The following is an 18,294-nucleotide window of genomic DNA, read 5'->3' on the forward strand; positions in this document are numbered from 1 at the left end:
CCGCAGCCCGAGCGCACGGAGGTCGCACCATGGACAACACCGGACCACAGGCCGCCCAGCCGGCCAGGGACTCCGTCGAGTCTGATCCTGCCTACGACTTTGCCGAGGATGCCCCGGTCGGCGATGCGGAGACCGTGGACGAGGAGCTGCTCGAAGAAGCGGACCGGAACGTCCCGCTCGATGCGGAGGATTTCCTCGGAGACGACCAGCCGATAGTGCCTGCCGATACGGACGAGTTCCGTGAAGCCGAGGAAGAAGATTAGACGGCCCGCGTCAGACCGGCTGTTTCAGCAACAATCCGGACAGTACGACGGCGGTGCCTCTCCGCGTGGGAGGCACCGCCGTCGTTGTTGTGGGAGCCGGTGCTGCCTGGCCCGCTTTCCCGGGCCGGGCATGTGTTCAGGCGTGGACTAGTGGCTCAGCGCCGGGACCTTTTCCTGTTCCTCCGTGACGTCGCCGGCAACACGGTCGTGCCAGTTCTTCATCACCGCGGGATCCGTCGGCCTGGTCAGCAGTGAGACCGCGACGTAGACCACCGCGGAGGCCAGCAGGCCGTAGTAGATGGGTTCGTTGGCGTAGATGCCGTCCAGCGGGACCTCGGCATTGATCTCCAGCACGATCATGGTGCCGAGGGTCAGGACCGACCCGACGGCCATCGAGGCAGCCGCAGCCACCCCGGTGCCGCGCTTCCACACCAGGCCGCCAAGGATCGCGACCAGCAGGCCGCCCACGAGGATGTCGTAGGCGATGGTGAGCGCCGCGACGACGTCCTTGGTGATGATGGCGATCACGATCGCGACGACGCCCAGGCCCAGCACCCACAAGCGGTTGGCCCTGACGTCGTGCTCCGGGTTGTCCGTGTCGTCGGTATTGATGGTCTTGCCGAACCAGCCGGCGACGAAGGGCAGGACGTCGGCGCGGGCCACGGTTGCGGCGGCGATCAGGGCGCCGGAGGCGGTGGACATCATGGCGGCAACGGCCGCGGCGAGCACCAGGCCGCCGATGCCGATCGGCAGCAGGTTGGTCGCGACCTCGGCGTAGACCACGTCCTTGCCGAGCGCTTTGACGTCGATGTCGGGCAGGGCGACCCGGGCACCCAGGCCGATCAGGGCGCCGGCGGCACCGTAGAGGATGCAGTAGACGCCGGCCGTCGCGCCGCCCCAGCGCGCGACCGTGGGGGTCTTGGCGGTGAACACGCGCTGCCAGATGTCCTGGCCGATCAGCAGGCCGAGGGTGTAAACGACGAAGTAGGTGATGATCGTCTGGACGCCGATGCCGTCAATCTGGAAGAAGCTGGCATCCACGCGGCTGCGGATGCCGTCGAGGCCGCCGGCGGCGTTGAGGGTGAACGGCAGCATCAGCAGGAAAATGCCGACCGTCTTGATCACGAACTGCACCTGGTCGGCCAGGGTAATGGACCACATGCCGCCGATGGTCGAGTAGACCAGGACGATGGCGCCGCCGATGGCGATGGCCAGCGCCCGGTCCCAGCCGAAGAGGACGACGAAGATTGTGGCGTACGCGCCCGTGGAGGTGGCGCAGAGCATAAGGGTGTAGGCGAGCATGACGATCCCCGAGGTCTGGGTGGCCCGGCTGCCGTAGCGCAGGGTCAACATCTGGGAGACCGTGTAGATCTTGAGCTTCTGGATGGTGCTGGCGAAGAGCAGGCTGAGCAGCAACACCCCGGCGCCGATCGCGACCACGAGCCACATGCCGGAGATACCGAACTTGTAGCCGAGGCCCACGCCGCCGACTGTCGAGGCGCCGCCAAGGACGACGGCGGCCATGGTGCCGGTGTACAGGAAAGGCCCGAGCCGGCGACCTGCCACCAGAAAGTCGCTGTTGTTCCTTGTGCGGGACTTGCCCCACCAGCCGAAGGCCAGCATGGCGATGAGGTACACCACCACGATGGCGATGTTGACGAAACTTGCGTCCATAAGGGGGCTCCTTGGAGCTGTTCGGAAGCAGCGCAGGGCGTCCGGGCCGCAACCTTGCGGCCGGCGTCCGTTACTGCTTGACGGTAGATTGCGGGAGGGCAGCCGGTGAGACTCCCTCCATTGCCCAATAGGCAACAGTTGTTGCCAAACAGTAAGTTGTGACGGGGGTAACAGTCAAGGTCTTTCCGCGGCGTGTCCTTCCGGGCATCCCGGTGCCGGTCTGCGGCTAGGATTGGCTCCAATGATGGGGCCGCGCGGCCGGCCGTGAAAGGTTCCCTTATGAAGGCTCTACCCGTAGAACCGAGCAACGTTCCCGTTGCCATCGGTTCCAGGATCCGTGCCGCCCGGCAGTCCCAGCGGCTCACCATCGAACAGGTCGCCGATGCCACCGGCCTAACCAAAGGCTTCCTCAGCAGGGTCGAGCGTGATCTCACCTCGCCTTCCGTGAGTTCGCTGGTGACGCTGTGCCAGGTCCTCTCCATCTCGATCGGCGAGCTGTTTGCCGCGCCGGAAACCCACCTCACCAAGCAGGGCGAGGGCCCCCGGATCTCGCTCGGCGGCGAAGGGATCGTGGAACGCCTGCTCACCGCCCGCTCCGAGCGCCGGGTGCAGATCATCCAGGCCGTGATCGAGCCCCGCGGGCGCGGCGAATCCGAGTTGTACGCCGTGGACTGCGACGTCGATGTGCTCCATGTGGTCAAGGGCAGCATCCGGCTCATCCTGACCAACGAGGAGTTCGAGCTGGGAACCGGAGACACCGTGACCTTCCCCGGCCGCGAGCCGCACACCTGGATCAACCCCAGCGACGAGCCCGTTGAGGTGCTCTGGGTGCTGGTTCCGGCCGCGAGCCGGTAGGTTCTCCGGGCCCGGCCGGACCCGCCAGGCGGCCGCGCTGCCTGGGCCGGCTGCGTTCCTGCCCGGTTGTTGGCTCCCCGGCTAGTGCCTGGCCGAGGCGAGCCCCGGAGTTCCGCGGGTCGACGCTGCAGCGCGGGAGTCCGACGTCGAAGAACTGGGCTGGAACGTCAGCGGGCAGACTGGAACGTCAGCGGGCAGACTGCGGGCCCCGGCCCAGCACGGCCCGGATCTCGGCCAGGACACGTTGCGGCTCGAACCAGATGTGTTCGGGCATGTACCGGAGCACGGCAAACCCGTGCAGGGTCGAGGCGTTGTTCCGGCCCAGGTCGCGTCGGAGCGCGTCGCGGTTGGAATGGAACGCGAAGCCGTCCACCTCCACAATGAGGAATCCGTCGAGCAGGAAGTCCACCCGGCCAATCCCGGGCAGGTAGACCTGGGCGTCGTAGCCGATTCCGTTGGTTTTGAAGAGGTGCTGGGTGTCGACCTCGACAATGGATTCGGCCCGCAGGTCCAAGAGATGCAGTGCCGTGCGCACCGGTCCGGATCTTTTGCCCGGGAGCTCGCCCTTCAGCAACTCCAGAGGCACACCATGCAGCCGTAGCGCCGAGGTCGCCATCGCCGTCGACACCGGGGGAGCGAGGCAGCTCATGGCGTGCAGGACCACGTCCTCGACCGCCGCCAGCGGTAGAGTCGCATGACCCTCGAACCTGACGGTCCTGTGTCTGATGAAGCCGGATCCGTGGCCGTGGTTGCAGGCGAGGTGGTGCCGGTCCGGCGGTTCACGCAACCAGAGGCCGTAGTGCCCGGCGGCGCTGGCGCAGCTGACCCGGGCATTGTGCCGGAGTGCGGCTACGAACTCGGGAGCGCATCCGGGAAGGACAAATACGCCCCGCCGCAGCTGGCGCACGCCGTCGTCAGGCAGCCGGGCAACGTCCGTTCGGGAAAAGCCGGCAGCCAGGAGTTGGCCGGTCCGGGCGACGCCGCCCACCCGGCCGAGGTAGTCGAGGAGGTCCATCAGGCCAGTACAGGGGCGTGACCGGTCCGGCGACACCCGGCAACCGGGCTATCTGGACAAACCCCGAGGGCGCCCTGGCCCGCCCGGACCCGTCGGCGGCCGCGTTCCCGCCCAGTTCTCCAGGCCCGGCCGGCCCCGGTGGCCGTGGAAAGCCCGGAAAGCCGAGGACCGGCCGCGGCGGCGCACGCTGCGCGACCCAAGAACTGGGCGGGAGCGCTCGCTGCCGGTCCGAGCGCGAGCGCAGTCGTCGTCGTCGTTGGTAAACAACTGATGCGCAGCAGACAACTCCGAGTGTATGATGGCAGTCACACCCGTCGGACAACCCTCGAAGGAGACTCCTCCCTTGGAAGAGCTGCGCATCGAGGCCAATGGCAACCTTGGCCCCATCGATTCCTCCCGCATCCCGCGCTACGCCGGCGCCGCCACTTTTGCCCGCCTGCCCCGGCTGGACCAGGTGGCCAAGGCTGACGTCACGGTGGTCGGCGTTCCTTTTGACTCCGGTGTCTCCTACCGCCCCGGCGCGCGCTTCGGCGCCAACCACGTCCGTGAAGCCAGCCGGCTGCTGCGGCCGTACAACCCGGCCTGGGACGTCAGCCCCTTCGAGAACATCCAGGTCGCCGACGCCGGGGACATGGCCGTCAACCCGTTCAACATCAACGAGGCCATCGAAACCATCCAGCAGAACGCGCTGGACCTGACCGCTGCCGGCGGCAAGCTGCTGACGCTGGGCGGAGACCACACCATCGCGCTGCCCCTGCTTCGCGCCGCCGCCGAACGCGCCGGACAGCCCGTCGCCATGCTTCACTTCGACGCGCACCTGGACACCTGGGACACCTACTTCGGCGCCGAATACACCCACGGCACCCCCTTCCGCCGCGCCGTCGAGGAAGGCATCCTGGATACCGAGGCAATCAGCCACATCGGCACCCGCGGCCCGCTCTACGGCAAGAAGGACCTCGACGACGACCACCGCTTCGGCTTCGGCATTGTCACCTCCGCCGATGTCTACTACCACGGCGTGCTGGAAACCGTCGCCAAGGTCCGCGACCGGATCGGCAACCGCCCGCTCTACATCTCCGTCGACATCGACGTCCTCGACCCCGCCCACGCGCCCGGTACCGGAACCCCGGAAGCCGGCGGCATCACCAGCCGCGAACTGCTGGAGATCATCCGCGGCTTCCGCGGCATGAACCTGGTGGGGGCCGACGTCGTCGAGGTCGCCCCGGCGTACGACCACGCCGAGATCACCGGCGTCGCCGCCAGCCATGTCGCCTACGAACTCGTCACCCTGATGGCCGACAGCGCCGTCGACGGCGACCGGACCGGCGCGCCCAACGGCTACGCCGCGCAGGCCCTCGGCCATGAGTCCCGCCGTCCGGCCGGCTTCGCCGCTCCGGCAGCCCAGCCGGTCGAAACCGGGGTCTCCCAGTGACCGGCGTGCGCAACGGCGGCGACCTCGTCGTCGAAACCCTCGAGGCACTCGGTGCCAAGACCGTGTTCGGCATCCCCGGCCAGCACGCCCTCGGCCTCTTCGACGCGATGGGCCGCGGAAACTTGCACTTCGTCTCCTCACGGGTGGAGAACAACTCCGCCTTCGCCGCCGACGGCTACTCCCGGGCCACCGGCGAGGTCGGTGTCCTGTTCCTCTCCACCGGCCCCGGGGCGCTGACCTCCCTGGCCGGCCTGCAGGAGGCCTACGCCACCGGGGTGCCGATGGTGGTCGTGGCGAGCCAGATTCCGCTCGACGGCCTCGGGGCGCGGCGCAAGGGCATGCTGCACCAGCTCGATGACCAGAAAGCCTCGGCCGCCAACGTCACCAAGAGCCAGCGGCTGATCCAGCACGCCTCCGGCATCCCCTCGGCCATCCAGGACGCCTGGACCGAGGCCATCTCCTCACCGCAGGGCCCGGTGTGGATCGAAATCCCGCAGAATGTCCTGCTGGACCCGATCATGGTGCCCCCGGTGGAGGACGCACTCGCCGAAGCCGCGGACAACCCGCCCCGCGTGGAGCTGGTTCGTGAAGCCGCGAAATGGCTTGCGGAGGCGAGGCGTCCGGCCATCATCGCCGGCGGCGGCACCCGCCGCGGCCACGCGGAGAAGTCGCTGCTGTCCCTCGCGGAGAAGCTGCACGCGCCGGTGATCTGCACTCCCGGCGGCAACGGCGCGTTCCCCTGGACCCATGAACTCTCGCTCCAGTCCTGGATCGAGGACCAGTACATGACGGAGCTGCTCGAGGACGCCGACGTGCTGATCGTCATCGGCTCCTCGCTCGGCGAGGTCACCTCCAATTACTTCACCTTCGAACCCCGCGGCCGGATCATCCAGATCGACGCCGAGCCGCGGGTGCTCGAATCCAACCGTCCGGGCCTGGGCATCCGTGCCGACGCCGGCCAGGCGCTCGCAGCCCTCGACGAGGCCCTGGCAGCCGCACCGGCCGACGCCCGCCCCGACTGGCACGGCAGTTCGGCCGAGAGCATGGTCAAAGAGACCCTGGTCAAGGTCAAGGCCCGGCTGGAATCGCAGGACCTCGCCAAGGAACTGAAGTTCATGGCCGACATCCGCGAAGCCGTTCCTTCGCAGATGCAGACGTTCTGGGACATGACGATCTCCGCCTACTGGGCCTGGAGCTGCTGGGACGCCCGCGAGGGCCAGTTCCACTCCGCCCAGGGCGCCGGAGGCCTCGGCTTTGGCTTCCCGGCGGCAATCGGCGGCGCCGTGGGGCTGGAGACCACCGGTAAACCGGGCGGTTCGGCCCGGGTGCTCGCGGTGTCCGGCGACGGCTCGGCGATGTACTCGATCTCCGAGCTGGCCACCGCAAAGCAGCACAACGTTCCGGTCACCTGGCTGATCGTCGACGACGGCGGCTACGGCATCCTGCGCGAGTACATGGTGGGCGCGTTCGGCAAAGCCACTGCCACCGAGCTGGCCCGCCCCGACTTCGTGAAACTGGCTGAGGCCTTCGGCGTCCCGGCGGTCCGGGTGGCCCCCGAGGACGTCGGTGACGCGCTGAAGGCGGGCTTCGCGGCGGACGGGCCGAACGTCGTCGTCGTCGAAACCCTGCTCAAGATGTTCGCCCCCACGCACCTGGACGTCTAAACCCCCATCCCAACGAACGAACACAACAGGGCCCCGAATCCTCACGGATCCGGGGCCCTTTTGTGTATGGGTGCGCTCCCCGTCGAGGCTTCTTAGTTTCCCAAAGCAATCAATTTATTGTATTGTTGCTTCAGGCAAGTAAGTAAGGGGCTTCCAAACATGTCAGTTGCATCGACCACCGCAGCCAAGCTGGTCCACCAAATCTTCGATCTCCAGCGCGCCGTCCGGTGCGTCGCCGCGGCGAACCTTCGCGGCGACGATACCGGCGTCGCGCTGCAGGGCGTCCTGCGCTTTGTGGGGGAGGGCGAAACCCGAGCCACGCAGCTCGCGGAGCGGCTGGGCGTCAGCGCCCCCGTGCTCAGCCGGCACCTCGCCGAACTGCTCGAGCAGGGCTACGTGGTCCGGCGGCCGGATCCCGAGGACGGCCGGGCGCAGCTCATCGCGCTCTCGTCGGCCGGGACCGAGAAACTGCGCTCCATCGAGGCGCAGCGCGCCGCCACGCTGCAGGGCTTCCTGCAGGACTGGAGCGAGGACGACGTCGAAGAGACCTCGCGCACCTTGAAGAAACTAGCTGAATCCCTCAGGAGTTCAGCCCGGGCAAAGACGGCCGGATCCGCCGACACGACCAACTTTGTTGAGGAGTAAATCTATGGCCAGCCACGCTGCCGCCGCCGGGCCGTCCCCGGCCACCACCGCGCAAGCGGCCCCCGCACCGCAACCGCACCACGAACCGCAGGCGGCCATGAGCCACCGGCAGATCATGGAAGCGCTGACCGGCCTGCTGGCGGCGTTCTTCACTGCCATCCTGAGCAGCACCATCGTTGCGAACGCGCTGCCGACCATCATGTCCGAACTCAAGGGCACCCAGACGGACTTCGCCTGGGTCATCACGGCCGCATTGCTGGCCAACGCGGCCACCACCCCGATCTGGGGCAAGCTCGCGGACCTCTTCAACAAAAAGGTCCTCGTCCAGCTCAGCATCGTGATCTTCGTGGCCGGCTCCGTCATGGCGGGCCTGTCCGAGACCATCCCGCTGCTGCTGACCGCCCGCGTCATCCAGGGCATCGCGATGGGCGGCCTCACCGCCCTGGCGCAGGCCATCATCGGCTCGATGATCCCGCCGCGCGACCGCGGCAAGTACTCCGGCTACATGGGCGGCGTCATGGCCGTCGGCACGGCGGGCGGCCCGCTGCTCGGCGGCTTCATCGTCGACAGCCCGCTCGGCTGGCGCTGGACCTTTTTCGTCTGTGTCCCGCTCGCCGTCGTCGCCCTGATCCTGCTGCAGGTCACACTGAAGATCCAGCACGTCAAGCGCCCCGCCAAGATCGACTGGCTCGGCTCCATCCTGCTGACCTCCGGCGTCAGCCTGCTGCTGATCTGGGTCTCCTTCGCCGGCAACCCGGACTACTACGACTGGTGGTCCTGGCAGACGGTCGCCATGGTGGGCGGCGGCATTGTGCTCCTGGGCCTGCTGGTGCTGGTGGAATCCAAGGTGGCCCAGCCAATCATCCCGCTTAAGATTATCTCCGAGCGCACCACCGCCCTGGCAATCCTCGCCTCCGTGGCCGTCGGTGTCGGCATGTTCGGCTCCTCGACGTTCCTGGGCCAGTACTTCCAGGTGGCCCGCGGTGCCACCCCCACCGAAGCCGGCCTGCTCACGCTGCCCATGATCGCGGGCAACCTGATCGGCTCCGTGCTCTCCGGCCAGCTGATCAGCCGCACCGGCAAGTGGAAGCGCTACCTGGTCGCGGGCGCCGTCGCGCTGATCGGCGGCCTCGGCCTGGCCGGCAGCATGGACCACACAACCGAGCTCTGGCTGACCGGGATCTACACGGCCATCCTCGGCGTCGGGCTGGGCTTGCTGATGCAAAACCTCGTCCTTGCCGTCCAGAACACGGTCCAGGCCAAGGACATCGGCACGGCCAGCGCCTCGGTAGCCTTCTTCCGGTCCGTCGGCGGCGCCATCGGGGTCTCGGTCCTCGGCGCCGTGCTGGGCAACCGGGTCAAGGATCTGGCCGTGGAAGGCCTCGCTGCCGCCCGGATCAAGGTCCCGGCAGGATCCACAGGGGCCAGCATGGACCTCAAGGACATGCCCGCACCGATCCGCGACATCATGCGGGCCGCCTACGGTGACGCGATCGCAGAGGTCTTCCTGATCTCCGCCATCATCGGTCTCGTGGCGCTGGTGGCCATCCTGTTCATCAAGGAAAAGCCGCTCCGCCGCACCGTCGACATCCGACCGGAAGCTTCGGCCTCCGCCGCCGTTACCGGTTCCGGAACCGCCGCCGACGTCGAAGCTGCCGCCGGGGTGGCTGCCCGCGCCGCCGCCGCTTCCGGCCCCGCAGCGGGGCCCGCCGCGGCTCCCACGCCAGGGCACGACTCCGCCGAGACCGGCATCGTCGACCTGGACCGCGAGTTCATCGAGGTCCTGAGCCGGCAGCGCGCCACCGGGTCCCGGTTCCCGGACGCCGCGCGGCTGGGTGCGGACAACCGCCAGAACAGTGACGGCGAAGCCAGGGCCGAGCGTGAAGGCGCCCGGCTCCGGGCCCGGACCATGGTGGCCGAGGCGCGCGCCGACGACGCCGACGTCGTGCCACTGCTCCTCCAGACCCAGCGGTTGCTGGCCGAACAGCAGGTGCAGCTGGCGGATGCCCTGCGTGCCGTCCACGAGCAGGCGGCGGAACAGCGCGCGATCGCGGCCGAACAAGCCCGGGTGGCGGAGCAACTCACCACCCTGCGGCGCCAGCTCGCCAAGGAACGCAAGCTCCAGCGCGCGGCGGCCGACTACATCGCCACGCAGGGCCGGCACCGCGGCGAGTAAACGACCCCACGAATGCGGTCCCGCGTCTGCCCTCCGGGGGAGCCGCGGGGCCGCTTTTGGACGGCTCGGCGCCCTGGCGGTGGCCGCCGCAGCGGGTTAAGTACAACGATTGGCTGACATCCGCAGCTGGAGGTACCACCCCGGCACGGGATTTCGTAGAGTGGGACAGCTAAGGCTGTCGGTCCCGGCTGCTATAACTTTCCTTGTTCGTCTGCTGTTCTTCCTCTTCTGCGCTTCATGAACCATTCTTAAGGACCCGTGGGCATGCTTGTCACCCTCATACGGCGCTATTCCAAGCCGTATTTGCCGTTTATTGCGGCCGTCGTCATCTTCCAGTTGGCCTCCACTATCGCGGCCCTGTACCTGCCCAGCCTCAACGCCCAAATCATCGACGAGGGAGTCTCCCGCGGCGACACGGACTACATCTGGCGCACCGGCGGTCTCATGCTCGGCGTCGCCCTGGTCCAGGTGGTCACCGCGATTGCCGGTGTGTACTTCGGTTCCAAGGCCGCGATGGCGTTCGGCCGGGACCTGCGCCGGGGCGTTTTCCGCAAGGTCAGCAGCTTCTCCGCCAGGGACGTCAACGTCTTCGGCGCCCCAACGCTGATCACCCGCGGCACCAACGACGTCCAGCAGGTCCAGATGCTCATGCTGATGGGGCTGAACTTCATGGTGGCCACGCCCATCATGTGCATCGGCGGCATCGTCATGGCCCTCCGCGAGGACCTCAACCTGTCCTGGCTGGTCTGGGTCTCGGTGCCGCTGCTGGTGGTCGTGGTCGGCTACCTCGTGGTCCGCCTGATGCCGCTGTTCCGTTCCATGCAGGCCAAGATCGACCGGCTCAACGGCATCCTGCGCGAGCAGATCATCGGCATCCGCGTGGTCCGTGCGTTCGTCCGCGAGCCGCACGAAGCGCAGCGTTTTGGCGCCGCCAACAAGGAACTCACCGACGTCTCGCTCAAGATCGGTGCCTTGTTCGTGCTGATGTTCCCTGCGATCGGGATGATCCTGCACGTTTCCACCGCCGCCGTGCTCTGGTTTGGCGGCCAGCGGGTGGACGCCGGGGAGATGCAGGTGGGCTCGCTGACGGCGTTCCTGCAGTACCTGCTGCAGATCCTGATGGCCGTCATGATGGGCACGTTCATGGCGATGATGATCCCGCGCGCCTCCGTCTGCGCGGACCGCATCGGCGAGGTGCTCGACGTCGAACCCTCCATCCACGAACCGCTCGCCCCCGTGGCGCCCGCCGCCAAGGCTGGCCGGGTGGAGTTCCGGAACGTCTCCTTCGCCTACCCCGGTGCCGAGGCACCGGTGCTCAGTGACATCAGCTTCACCGCCGAACCGGGCCAGACCGTCGCGATCATCGGGTCCACCGGCGCAGGCAAGACCACCCTGCTGGCGCTGCTGCCGCGGCTCTTCGACGCCGCCTCCGGCGAGGTGCTGCTCGACGGCGTCCCGGTCACCCAACTGGACCGCGCCGAAATCACCGGGCGCGTCGCGATGGTGCCCCAGCGGCCCTACCTGTTCTCCGGCACCATCGAGCACAACCTGCGCTTCGGCAAGTCCGAAGCGACCGACGAGGAACTCTGGGACGCCCTCACGGTGGCCCAGGCCGCAGACTTCGTCCGTGAAAAGAAAAACGGACTCGGCGCCCGGATTTCCCAGGGCGGCACCAACGTCTCCGGCGGCCAGCGGCAGCGTCTCTGCATCGCCCGCGCACTGGTCACCGAACCCAAGGTCTTCCTGTTCGACGACTCCTTCTCCGCCTTGGATGTCGCCACCGACGCCCGGCTGCGGAAGGCGCTCAAGGCCAAGACGGCCGACGCGACGGTGATCATCGTGGGCCAGCGCGTCTCCACCATCGCGGACGCGGACCAGATCCTCGTCCTGGACAACGGCCGGATCGTGGACCGCGGAACCCACGAGGAGCTCCTCGCCAGCTCCAGCACCTACCAGGAAATCGTCGAATCCCAGCTGACCGCGGAGGCCATCGCATGAGCACCAACGAAAAGCTCAGCCACGGCTCCGCCGGCAAGGCTCCCCACGAGGCGCCCGTGGAGGCCCCCGCCGAAGCTCTCGAGGAGGCCTTCTACGAGGAGGAATTCACCCCCGGCGAAGCCGACGGCGGTATGTTCGGCGCCGTGCCGGCGAAGAAAGCCCAGCACTTCTGGCCCTCGGCGAAGCGGCTGATGGGCCTGCTGAAACCCGAGCGGGCCGGCATCGCCGCGGTCCTCGCGATGGTGACAGTCGCCGTCGTCCTCAACGTGATCGCCCCGCGCATCCTGGGCCAGGCGATGGACGTGATCTTCGGGGGAGTGGTCGGCAAGCAGTTGCCGGCCGGCGCCACCAAGGACCAGTTCATCGCCGGACTGCGCTCCCAGGGCCAGGACAACTTCGCGGACATGCTGGCCCGGATGGACGTTGTGCCCGGCGTGGGCATCGACTTCCAGAAGCTCGCCTTCCTCATCAGCATCGTCCTGGTGATGTACTTCGTCGCGAACATTTTCCTGTGGCTGCAGGGCTACGTCCTGAACGTGCTGGTCATGCGGGTGGTCCGCCGGCTGCGCGACGACACCGAGAAGAAGCTCAATAAGCTGCCGCTGGGCTACTTCGACACCCGCCAGCGCGGCGACATCCTTTCCCGCGTCACCAACGACGTCGACAATATCCAGCAGGCCCTGCAGCAGGCGTTCGCGCAGCTGGTGAACTCGGCACTGACCGTGATCGGCATCGTGATCATGATGTTCATCGTGTCCTGGCAGCTGGCCCTGATCGCGCTCATCGCCCTCCCGCTCTCGGGGGTGGCCGCCGGCATCATCGGCGCCCGCAGCCAGAAGCTCTTCGCCGCGCAGTGGAAGAACACTGGCGAGCTCAACGGCCAGATCGAGGAATCCTTCTCCGGCCACGACCTGGTCCGCGTCTTCGGCCGCGACGCCGACATGCTGGCCCGCTTCGACGAACGGAACGAGGAACTCTACAAGGCCAGCTTCGGCGCCCAGTTCGTGTCCGGCATGATCATGCCGGTGATGCAGTTCGTCTCCTACCTCAGCTACGTGGGGATCGCCGTCGTCGGCGGGCTGCGGGTGGCCTCGGGCGGGATGAGCCTGGGCGACGCCACGGCGTTCATCCAGTACTCGCGCGAGTTCACCCAGCCGCTGGGGCAGATGGCCGGCATGGCCAATATGCTGCAGTCCGGCGTGGCCTCCGCCGAGCGAGTCTTCGAATTCCTCGACGCCGACGAACAGGACGCCGAGACCGCCCTTGAGCACCTCCCGGCCAAAACCGACGGGCACGTCGAGTTCAAGCACGTCACCTTCAGCTACACCCCGGACAAGCCGCTGATCGAGGACCTGTCCTTCACCGCCGAGCCCGGGCACACCGTGGCCATCGTCGGCCCGACCGGGGCGGGCAAGACCACCCTGGTGAATCTCGTGATGCGCTTCTACGAGCTCAACGCAGGCAGCATCACGCTCGACGGCGTCGACGTCACCCGGCTCAGCCGCGCCGAACTGCGCTCCAAGGTGGGCATGGTCCTGCAGGACGCGTGGCTGTTCGGCGGCACGATTTACGAGAACATCCGCTACGGCAAGTTGGACGCCACCGAGGACCAGATCATGGCCGCGGCGAAGGCGACCTTCGTGGACCGCTTCGTGCGGGCGCTGCCGGAGGGCTACAACACCGTCATCGACGAGGAAGGCAACAACGTCAGCGCCGGGGAGAAGCAGCTGATCACCATTGCGCGGGCCTTCGTGGCCAACCCCTCGCTGCTGATCCTGGACGAGGCCACCAGCTCGGTTGATACCCGCACCGAGGTTCTGGTCCAGAAGGCCATGGCCGCGCTGCGCACCGAGCGGACCAGCTTCGTGATCGCCCACCGCCTCTCCACCATCCGGGACGCGGACACCATCCTGGTGATGGAAGCCGGACGCATCGTCGAACAGGGCAGGCACGCGGAACTGCTCGAACTGCGCGGTGCCTACTACCGCCTGTACATGTCCCAGTTCGCCGGCGAAGACGCTGAGGCGTCTCTCGAGGAAGAGCCGACGGCGGTGCACAGCTGAGCGCCGGAACCGGGGCCGGGAGCATGCCCGGAACCAGCGAACCCCGGCGCCTCGAGGTGCAGGTGCCGATGCGCTGGGGCGATATGGACGCCTACGGCCACATCAACAACGTGCAGATCGTCCGGATCCTGGAGGAGGCCCGCATCGCCGCCTTCGGGCCGCCGCGGGGAGCGGGCCTGCCCGGCATGGAACCCCAGGTGTCGCTCTTCAACGACATCCCGGAGGGCACGCTGGCGCTGGTCGTGGAGCACAAGATCCGCTACGTCCGGACGCTGGAATACCGCAACGTTCCCGCCGTGGTGCAGTTGTGGGTCGGCGCGGTCAAAGGGGCCAGCTTCGACATCCACTACCTGGTCCAGGACCCCGTCACCGGCGAAGACTGCGTCAAGGCGAGCAGCCACCTCGCGTTCGTGGACGAAGCCACCGGGCGGGTGCTTCGGCTGACCCCCGAGCAGAAGGCAAAGCTCGCGCCTTTCGCGGCGGCCCGCCACGAACCCAACTGACTGGCAGTAGTTGTCGTTTTGAGCCCGCTAAACGACAACTAATGCGAGCTAGTTGGGCCGGCGGCCCGCCAGACCCACTAGCCCCTACCTCGCTGCCGGGATCGGTCCTAGACTGAACAGGCCCGCGGGAAGCCGGCAGGATGCAAACCTTAGGAGCACGGATCATGGCCAAGCGAAGCAAGATGAAGGCGCGGAAGAAGACCTGGAAAGAGCTCTCGCCGATGGCGAAGTTCGGCACCATCACAGCGGCCGTCGTCCAGCTCTCCCTCCTGATTGCCGCCCAGCGCGACATCTCGCGCCGCCCGGCGGAGGAGATCCGCGGCAGCAAGGCGTTGTGGCGGGCAGCCACTCTCATCAACTTCGTCGGCCCGGGCAGCTATTTCACCTTCGGCGTCAAGCGCCGCCCGGCCGTCAAGTAATACCCCGGCCGCCCTCCGCGGGCGCTCTGCGGGCTCCGCCAGAACCGCGGAACAAAGCTACTCGCCGGTAGTTCTGATCTGCGGCGTGATGCGGGCGTTCAGCTTAAGCCTGTAAATTGAAGGCATGACCCCCAACAAAAAGCCCGCCATGCACCGCGCCCTCGGCATCTCCAAAGAGATCGAAGACGCGGCGTGGTTTGTACTGGGCCCGGGGCTGCTCGGCAAGGCGTCGCCGCTGGACGGCCGGACTAGGACGTGGTCGGTTGCGGCGGCCTCGGAGCTGCTGGAGCGGCTGGAACGGGGCATCCCGGACCCCAAGGCGCCGATGATGACCAACCTCCGCGAAAACCTTGAGGGCGCCACCCGCGGGGCGAAGCAGCTGGCCGTCGAGCTATTGTTCCTGCAGTCGCTGCCGCTGGCGCACGAGGTCAAGTCACTCAAGGTCAAGCGGGCCCGCGTCGCGGAGGCGGCGTCCTGGCTGGAGCCTCCGCTGGCGCTCCCGGACGAACTCTATGCGGGCATGACGGACCACGGGGTGATCCGGGACCGCACCGCGGAGTTCAACTGGACGATTTGGGACCACCTGAAGTGGCTCTGCCGCTTCGTTCGGCACGTCGCCCAGCGACCGGCCGGCGTCGTCCAGGCCGCAATCAAGGACCCGCTGGCCTTCCACGAACTCACCATTGGCACCCCGGAAGACCAGCCCGCGATCCGGCGCAGCATCGAATTCCTGGTCTGGCCCGGCTACTTCGAGCCCGTCGTTGCCGACGTCGAACGCCAGGAGATCCGGGATGCCTTCGCCTCCCTGGTTGGCGGTGCCAGGGGTGACTCCGACGAGGAAATCTCCGCGGACATCCACCGCATCAGGCTGCACCTCGACGAGCAGGCCGGGCAGCGGATCGACTGGTACTCGCGGCAGCTGGTCAGCCAGTGGCGGAAGGTGGCCGATCCCGGCCGCCGCGCCTGGCTGCTGCGCAGCCACCACGACAACGCCGAGCTGCTGGCCGCCTGGCAGGACGACGAAGCGGTGACCCTCGACGTCGAACACCTCCGTCTGTTGGACCCGGGCGTGACCGCCGGCCTGGTCCAACACGCCGTGGACGAGGACTACAAGCACCTCAGCTACGTGGAACGTGAGGACACCAAGACCGCCGTCTTCGCCTTCCTGACCGTGATGAAACCGGGCGACTTCACGCTGTACCAGAACTCGGGGACCGTCCGAGTCGGCGTGGTGCTGGGCGAACCCGAACACCATGATGACAACCGTCGGCTACGCCGGAAGGTCCGCTGGTTCGACGAGGTCCACTCGATGGCCGAATTGCCCCGCCACGTGCAGCGCCAGCTGGCCAGCTCGGGGCTCATCGTGGACGTCACCCGGGTGATCCAGGCGCTCGAGACCTTGCTCCCGGCCGAAGCCGAGGCAGAGGCCGACGACGGCGCCGAGCCGGACGCCGTCGTCGAGCCGTGCGAGGGCTTCCGGCCGCTGACGGCCGAATTCGCCGCGTCCCTGCACATGGACCTCGAACCGCTGCAGGAAATCGCCGAACTGCTGGAGGAAAACCGCCAGTTGGTGCTCTACGGCCCGCCCGGCACCGGCAAAACCTACCTGGCCAAGCACCTCGCCGCCGAACTGGCCGGGGACACCGGCGACGAGCGGGTCAAACTCGTCCAGTTCCACCCCTCCTACGCGTACGAGGACTTCTTCGAGGGCTACCGGCCGGACAAGACCGACGAGGGCCAGGTGTCCTTTAAGCTGGTGGCCGGACCGCTCCGCAGGCTGGCCGAGGAGGCCGCCAAACCCGGCAACGAGGGCAAGCCGTACTTCCTGATCATCGATGAGATGAACCGGGCCAACCTGGCGAAGGTCTTCGGCGAGCTGTACTTCCTGCTGGAGTACCGCGACGACCGGATCTACCTGCAATACAGCCCCACGGAGCCGTTCTCGCTGCCGGACAACCTGTACATCATCGGCACCATGAACACCGCGGACCGCTCCATCGCGATGATGGACGCCGCCATCCGCCGGCGGTTCTCCTTCATCGAACTGCATCCCAAGACCGAACCGGTGAAGGGCTCGCTGCTGCGCTTCCTGCAGGCCCGGGGCCTGGACACGACGCCGGCGCTGCTGCTCGACGAGCTGAACAACGCCATCGACGAGTGGGACCGGGACCTGATGATCGGGCCGTCCTACTTCATGAAAAAGGCCGCCCAGACACCCACCGGGCTGCGCCGGATCTGGAAGTACGAGCTGATGCCGCTGCTGGAGGAGCACTACCACGGCCAGCTCAACCGGGCGCAGCTGGAGGAACGGTTCGGACTGGAGCAACTGTTGAGCCGCCTTGCGCGCGTCTAGCCTCGCCCCTGCCGGCACCGTCCGCCACATCGTCCTGGATGAGCTGTCCGGGGGAGTGGTGGAACGGGTCGACGCGGGCAGCGCCGCGTACATCAATGGCAGCGGACTGGCCAAGGCTTCTCCGCTGGGCATGGGCCTGTTCCGGATCGAACCTGTCGGCAAGGTGGGCTCCGTGCGCACCCCTTCAGTGCAGCTGGAAGTCCGGCCCAAGGAGCGGCTGGGCCTCGGCCGGCTGCTGTTCCTGCTCGGCTATACGGAAAACCAGGGCTTTCGGGATGACGCCGTGGCCGCGGTCGAGGACACCGATCTCTGGAGCGCCCTGGCCGAGTCGCTGGCCCAGCTCGCCGACCGGGCCCTCAGCCGCGGGGTGCTGCAGGGCTACCTGAACGTCGACGAGTCGCTCCGCACCGTCAAGGGCCGGATCAGGATGTCCGACCAGATCTCCCGCCGCCCCGGCATGCTGGTGCCGCTCGAGGTCTCCTACGACGAGTTCACCGAGGACATCCCGGAAAACCGCATCCTGCGCGCGGCCCTCGAACGGATGTCGCAGGTGCCGGGGGTGCGGGCCGATGTGCTGAGCCGGCTGCGGCGGTTGAAGGGAAAGCTCGACGCCGTGACGCGCCTGCAGTCCGGCGCCCCGTTGCCGCGGTGGCGGGCCAGCCGGATGAACACCCGCTACCACGCGGCCTTGCGGCTCGCGGAGGTCATCCTGCGCAACGCCTCGGCCGAAGCCGGGGACGGAAAGCAGCACTCGGCGTCGTTCGTGGTGGACATGGCCAAAGTCTTCGAGGACTTTGTCGGCATCGCGCTGCGCGAGGCCATGGCCGCGTACCCGGGGGAGATGCGGCTGCGCTACAACTCGATGTTGAACGAGGCGGTGCGGGACTCCGACCGGATCATGGTGCAACCCGGCGCGGTGCATCTGCTGGGCGGCCGGCCCGTGATGGTGTACGACGCGAAGTACAAGGCGGCGTCCGACATCGGCGCCTCACTGTCCGCTGACCACTACCGGATGCTCGCGTATTGCACGTCGCTGCGGGTGCCGACGGCGTGGCTGGTTTACGCCGGCGCGGGGGAGATCAAGCTGCGGCGGATCCTCAACACGGATATCGATGTGGTGGAATTTCCGCTGGATCTGTCGCTGCCGCCGTCGGAAATCCTGGCGTCAGTGGCTGACCTGGCGCAGCAGTCGTGGGGCGAAGTGGTCCGTCAGGCGACGATCAGCCGCTGACGG

The 18,294-nt window shown here is 67.6% G+C and carries 14 protein-coding genes; 12 read left to right on the forward strand and 2 right to left on the reverse strand.

The window, feature by feature from the left end; translation table 11 throughout:
- Positions 1-29 precede the first annotated feature (29 nt).
- The gene (locus tag AC1DBL_RS07325; protein WP_476925787.1) at positions 30-263 is read left to right on the forward strand and encodes a hypothetical protein; all 234 of its coding nucleotides are present in this window, start codon (positions 30-32) and stop codon (positions 261-263) included.
- 147 nt (positions 264-410) lie between these two features.
- On the opposite strand, the gene AC1DBL_RS07330 is transcribed toward AC1DBL_RS07325, so the two are convergent.
- Positions 411-1,937, reverse strand: a complete 1,527-nt coding sequence (locus AC1DBL_RS07330) for a sodium:solute symporter family protein (RefSeq protein WP_476893110.1) — start codon at positions 1,935-1,937, stop codon at positions 411-413.
- 279 nt (positions 1,938-2,216) lie between these two features.
- Here AC1DBL_RS07330 and AC1DBL_RS07335 point away from each other — a divergent pair, with 279 nt between their 5' ends.
- Complete coding sequence (locus AC1DBL_RS07335; RefSeq protein WP_441418314.1) at positions 2,217-2,792, forward strand: helix-turn-helix domain-containing protein; 576 nt, start codon at positions 2,217-2,219, stop codon at positions 2,790-2,792.
- A gap of 187 nt (positions 2,793-2,979) precedes the next feature.
- Here AC1DBL_RS07335 and AC1DBL_RS07340 read toward each other — a convergent pair whose 3' ends face one another.
- Positions 2,980-3,807, reverse strand: a complete 828-nt coding sequence (locus AC1DBL_RS07340) for a DUF559 domain-containing protein (protein ID WP_476925788.1) — start codon at positions 3,805-3,807, stop codon at positions 2,980-2,982.
- 343 nt (positions 3,808-4,150) lie between these two features.
- Between AC1DBL_RS07340 and speB the strand changes: the two genes are divergently transcribed.
- The 10 genes from speB (at position 4,151) to AC1DBL_RS07390 (ending at position 18,291) form a co-directional block, all read left to right on the forward strand.
- Positions 4,151-5,239: an agmatinase gene (speB, locus tag AC1DBL_RS07345; protein ID WP_441418316.1), complete on the forward strand. Its 1,089-nt coding sequence runs from the start codon at positions 4,151-4,153 to the stop codon at positions 5,237-5,239.
- The gene (locus AC1DBL_RS07350) at positions 5,236-6,903 is read left to right on the forward strand and encodes a thiamine pyrophosphate-binding protein (protein ID WP_476925789.1); all 1,668 of its coding nucleotides are present in this window, start codon (positions 5,236-5,238) and stop codon (positions 6,901-6,903) included. Before speB ends, AC1DBL_RS07350 begins: the two co-directional genes overlap by 4 nt.
- 159 nt (positions 6,904-7,062) lie before the next feature.
- Complete coding sequence (locus AC1DBL_RS07355) at positions 7,063-7,548, forward strand: MarR family winged helix-turn-helix transcriptional regulator (RefSeq protein WP_441418317.1); 486 nt, start codon at positions 7,063-7,065, stop codon at positions 7,546-7,548.
- A 97-nt stretch (positions 7,549-7,645) separates the two neighbouring features.
- A complete protein-coding gene (locus tag AC1DBL_RS07360; protein WP_476909201.1) occupies positions 7,646-9,724 on the forward strand; it encodes an MDR family MFS transporter in 2,079 nt (692 codons plus the stop codon).
- Between the two features lie 264 nt (positions 9,725-9,988).
- The gene (locus tag AC1DBL_RS07365) at positions 9,989-11,722 is read left to right on the forward strand and encodes an ABC transporter ATP-binding protein (RefSeq protein ID WP_441418319.1); all 1,734 of its coding nucleotides are present in this window, start codon (positions 9,989-9,991) and stop codon (positions 11,720-11,722) included.
- On the forward strand, positions 11,719-13,785 hold the full coding sequence (locus AC1DBL_RS07370; protein WP_476925790.1) for an ABC transporter ATP-binding protein: 2,067 nt from the start codon (positions 11,719-11,721) through the stop codon (positions 13,783-13,785). Before AC1DBL_RS07365 ends, AC1DBL_RS07370 begins: the two co-directional genes overlap by 4 nt.
- A 68-nt stretch (positions 13,786-13,853) precedes the next feature.
- Positions 13,854-14,288, forward strand: coding sequence for an acyl-CoA thioesterase (locus AC1DBL_RS07375; protein WP_441418398.1), 435 nt, complete (start codon positions 13,854-13,856; stop codon positions 14,286-14,288).
- 164 nt (positions 14,289-14,452) lie between these two features.
- On the forward strand, positions 14,453-14,707 hold the full coding sequence (locus tag AC1DBL_RS07380; RefSeq protein WP_175322085.1) for a hypothetical protein: 255 nt from the start codon (positions 14,453-14,455) through the stop codon (positions 14,705-14,707).
- A 124-nt stretch (positions 14,708-14,831) separates the two neighbouring features.
- Positions 14,832-17,060, forward strand: coding sequence for an McrB family protein (locus AC1DBL_RS07385; RefSeq protein ID WP_476909141.1), 2,229 nt, complete (start codon positions 14,832-14,834; stop codon positions 17,058-17,060).
- Positions 17,047-18,291, forward strand: coding sequence for a 5-methylcytosine restriction system specificity protein McrC (locus AC1DBL_RS07390; protein WP_476925791.1), 1,245 nt, complete (start codon positions 17,047-17,049; stop codon positions 18,289-18,291). Before AC1DBL_RS07385 ends, AC1DBL_RS07390 begins: the two co-directional genes overlap by 14 nt.
- The last annotated feature ends 3 nt before the right edge of the window (positions 18,292-18,294 follow it).

It is taken from the genome of Arthrobacter sp. 10T44 (genome assembly GCF_056393885.1).

Coding starts and splice junctions, on each gene's coding strand:
- AC1DBL_RS07360 (WP_476909201.1), top strand. CDS start 7,646: ATGAGCCACCGGCAGATCATGGAAGCGCTGACCGGCCTGCTGGCGGCG.
- AC1DBL_RS07385 (WP_476909141.1), top strand. CDS start 14,832: ATGACCCCCAACAAAAAGCCCGCCATGCACCGCGCCCTCGGCATCTCC.
- AC1DBL_RS07370 (WP_476925790.1), top strand. CDS start 11,719: ATGAGCACCAACGAAAAGCTCAGCCACGGCTCCGCCGGCAAGGCTCCC.
- AC1DBL_RS07365 (WP_441418319.1), top strand. CDS start 9,989: ATGCTTGTCACCCTCATACGGCGCTATTCCAAGCCGTATTTGCCGTTT.
- AC1DBL_RS07355 (WP_441418317.1), top strand. CDS start 7,063: ATGTCAGTTGCATCGACCACCGCAGCCAAGCTGGTCCACCAAATCTTC.
- AC1DBL_RS07330 (WP_476893110.1), bottom strand. CDS start 1,937: ATGGACGCAAGTTTCGTCAACATCGCCATCGTGGTGGTGTACCTCATC.
- AC1DBL_RS07375 (WP_441418398.1), top strand. CDS start 13,854: ATGCGCTGGGGCGATATGGACGCCTACGGCCACATCAACAACGTGCAG.
- AC1DBL_RS07335 (WP_441418314.1), top strand. CDS start 2,217: ATGAAGGCTCTACCCGTAGAACCGAGCAACGTTCCCGTTGCCATCGGT.
- AC1DBL_RS07325 (WP_476925787.1), top strand. CDS start 30: ATGGACAACACCGGACCACAGGCCGCCCAGCCGGCCAGGGACTCCGTC.
- AC1DBL_RS07380 (WP_175322085.1), top strand. CDS start 14,453: ATGGCCAAGCGAAGCAAGATGAAGGCGCGGAAGAAGACCTGGAAAGAG.
- AC1DBL_RS07340 (WP_476925788.1), bottom strand. CDS start 3,807: ATGGACCTCCTCGACTACCTCGGCCGGGTGGGCGGCGTCGCCCGGACC.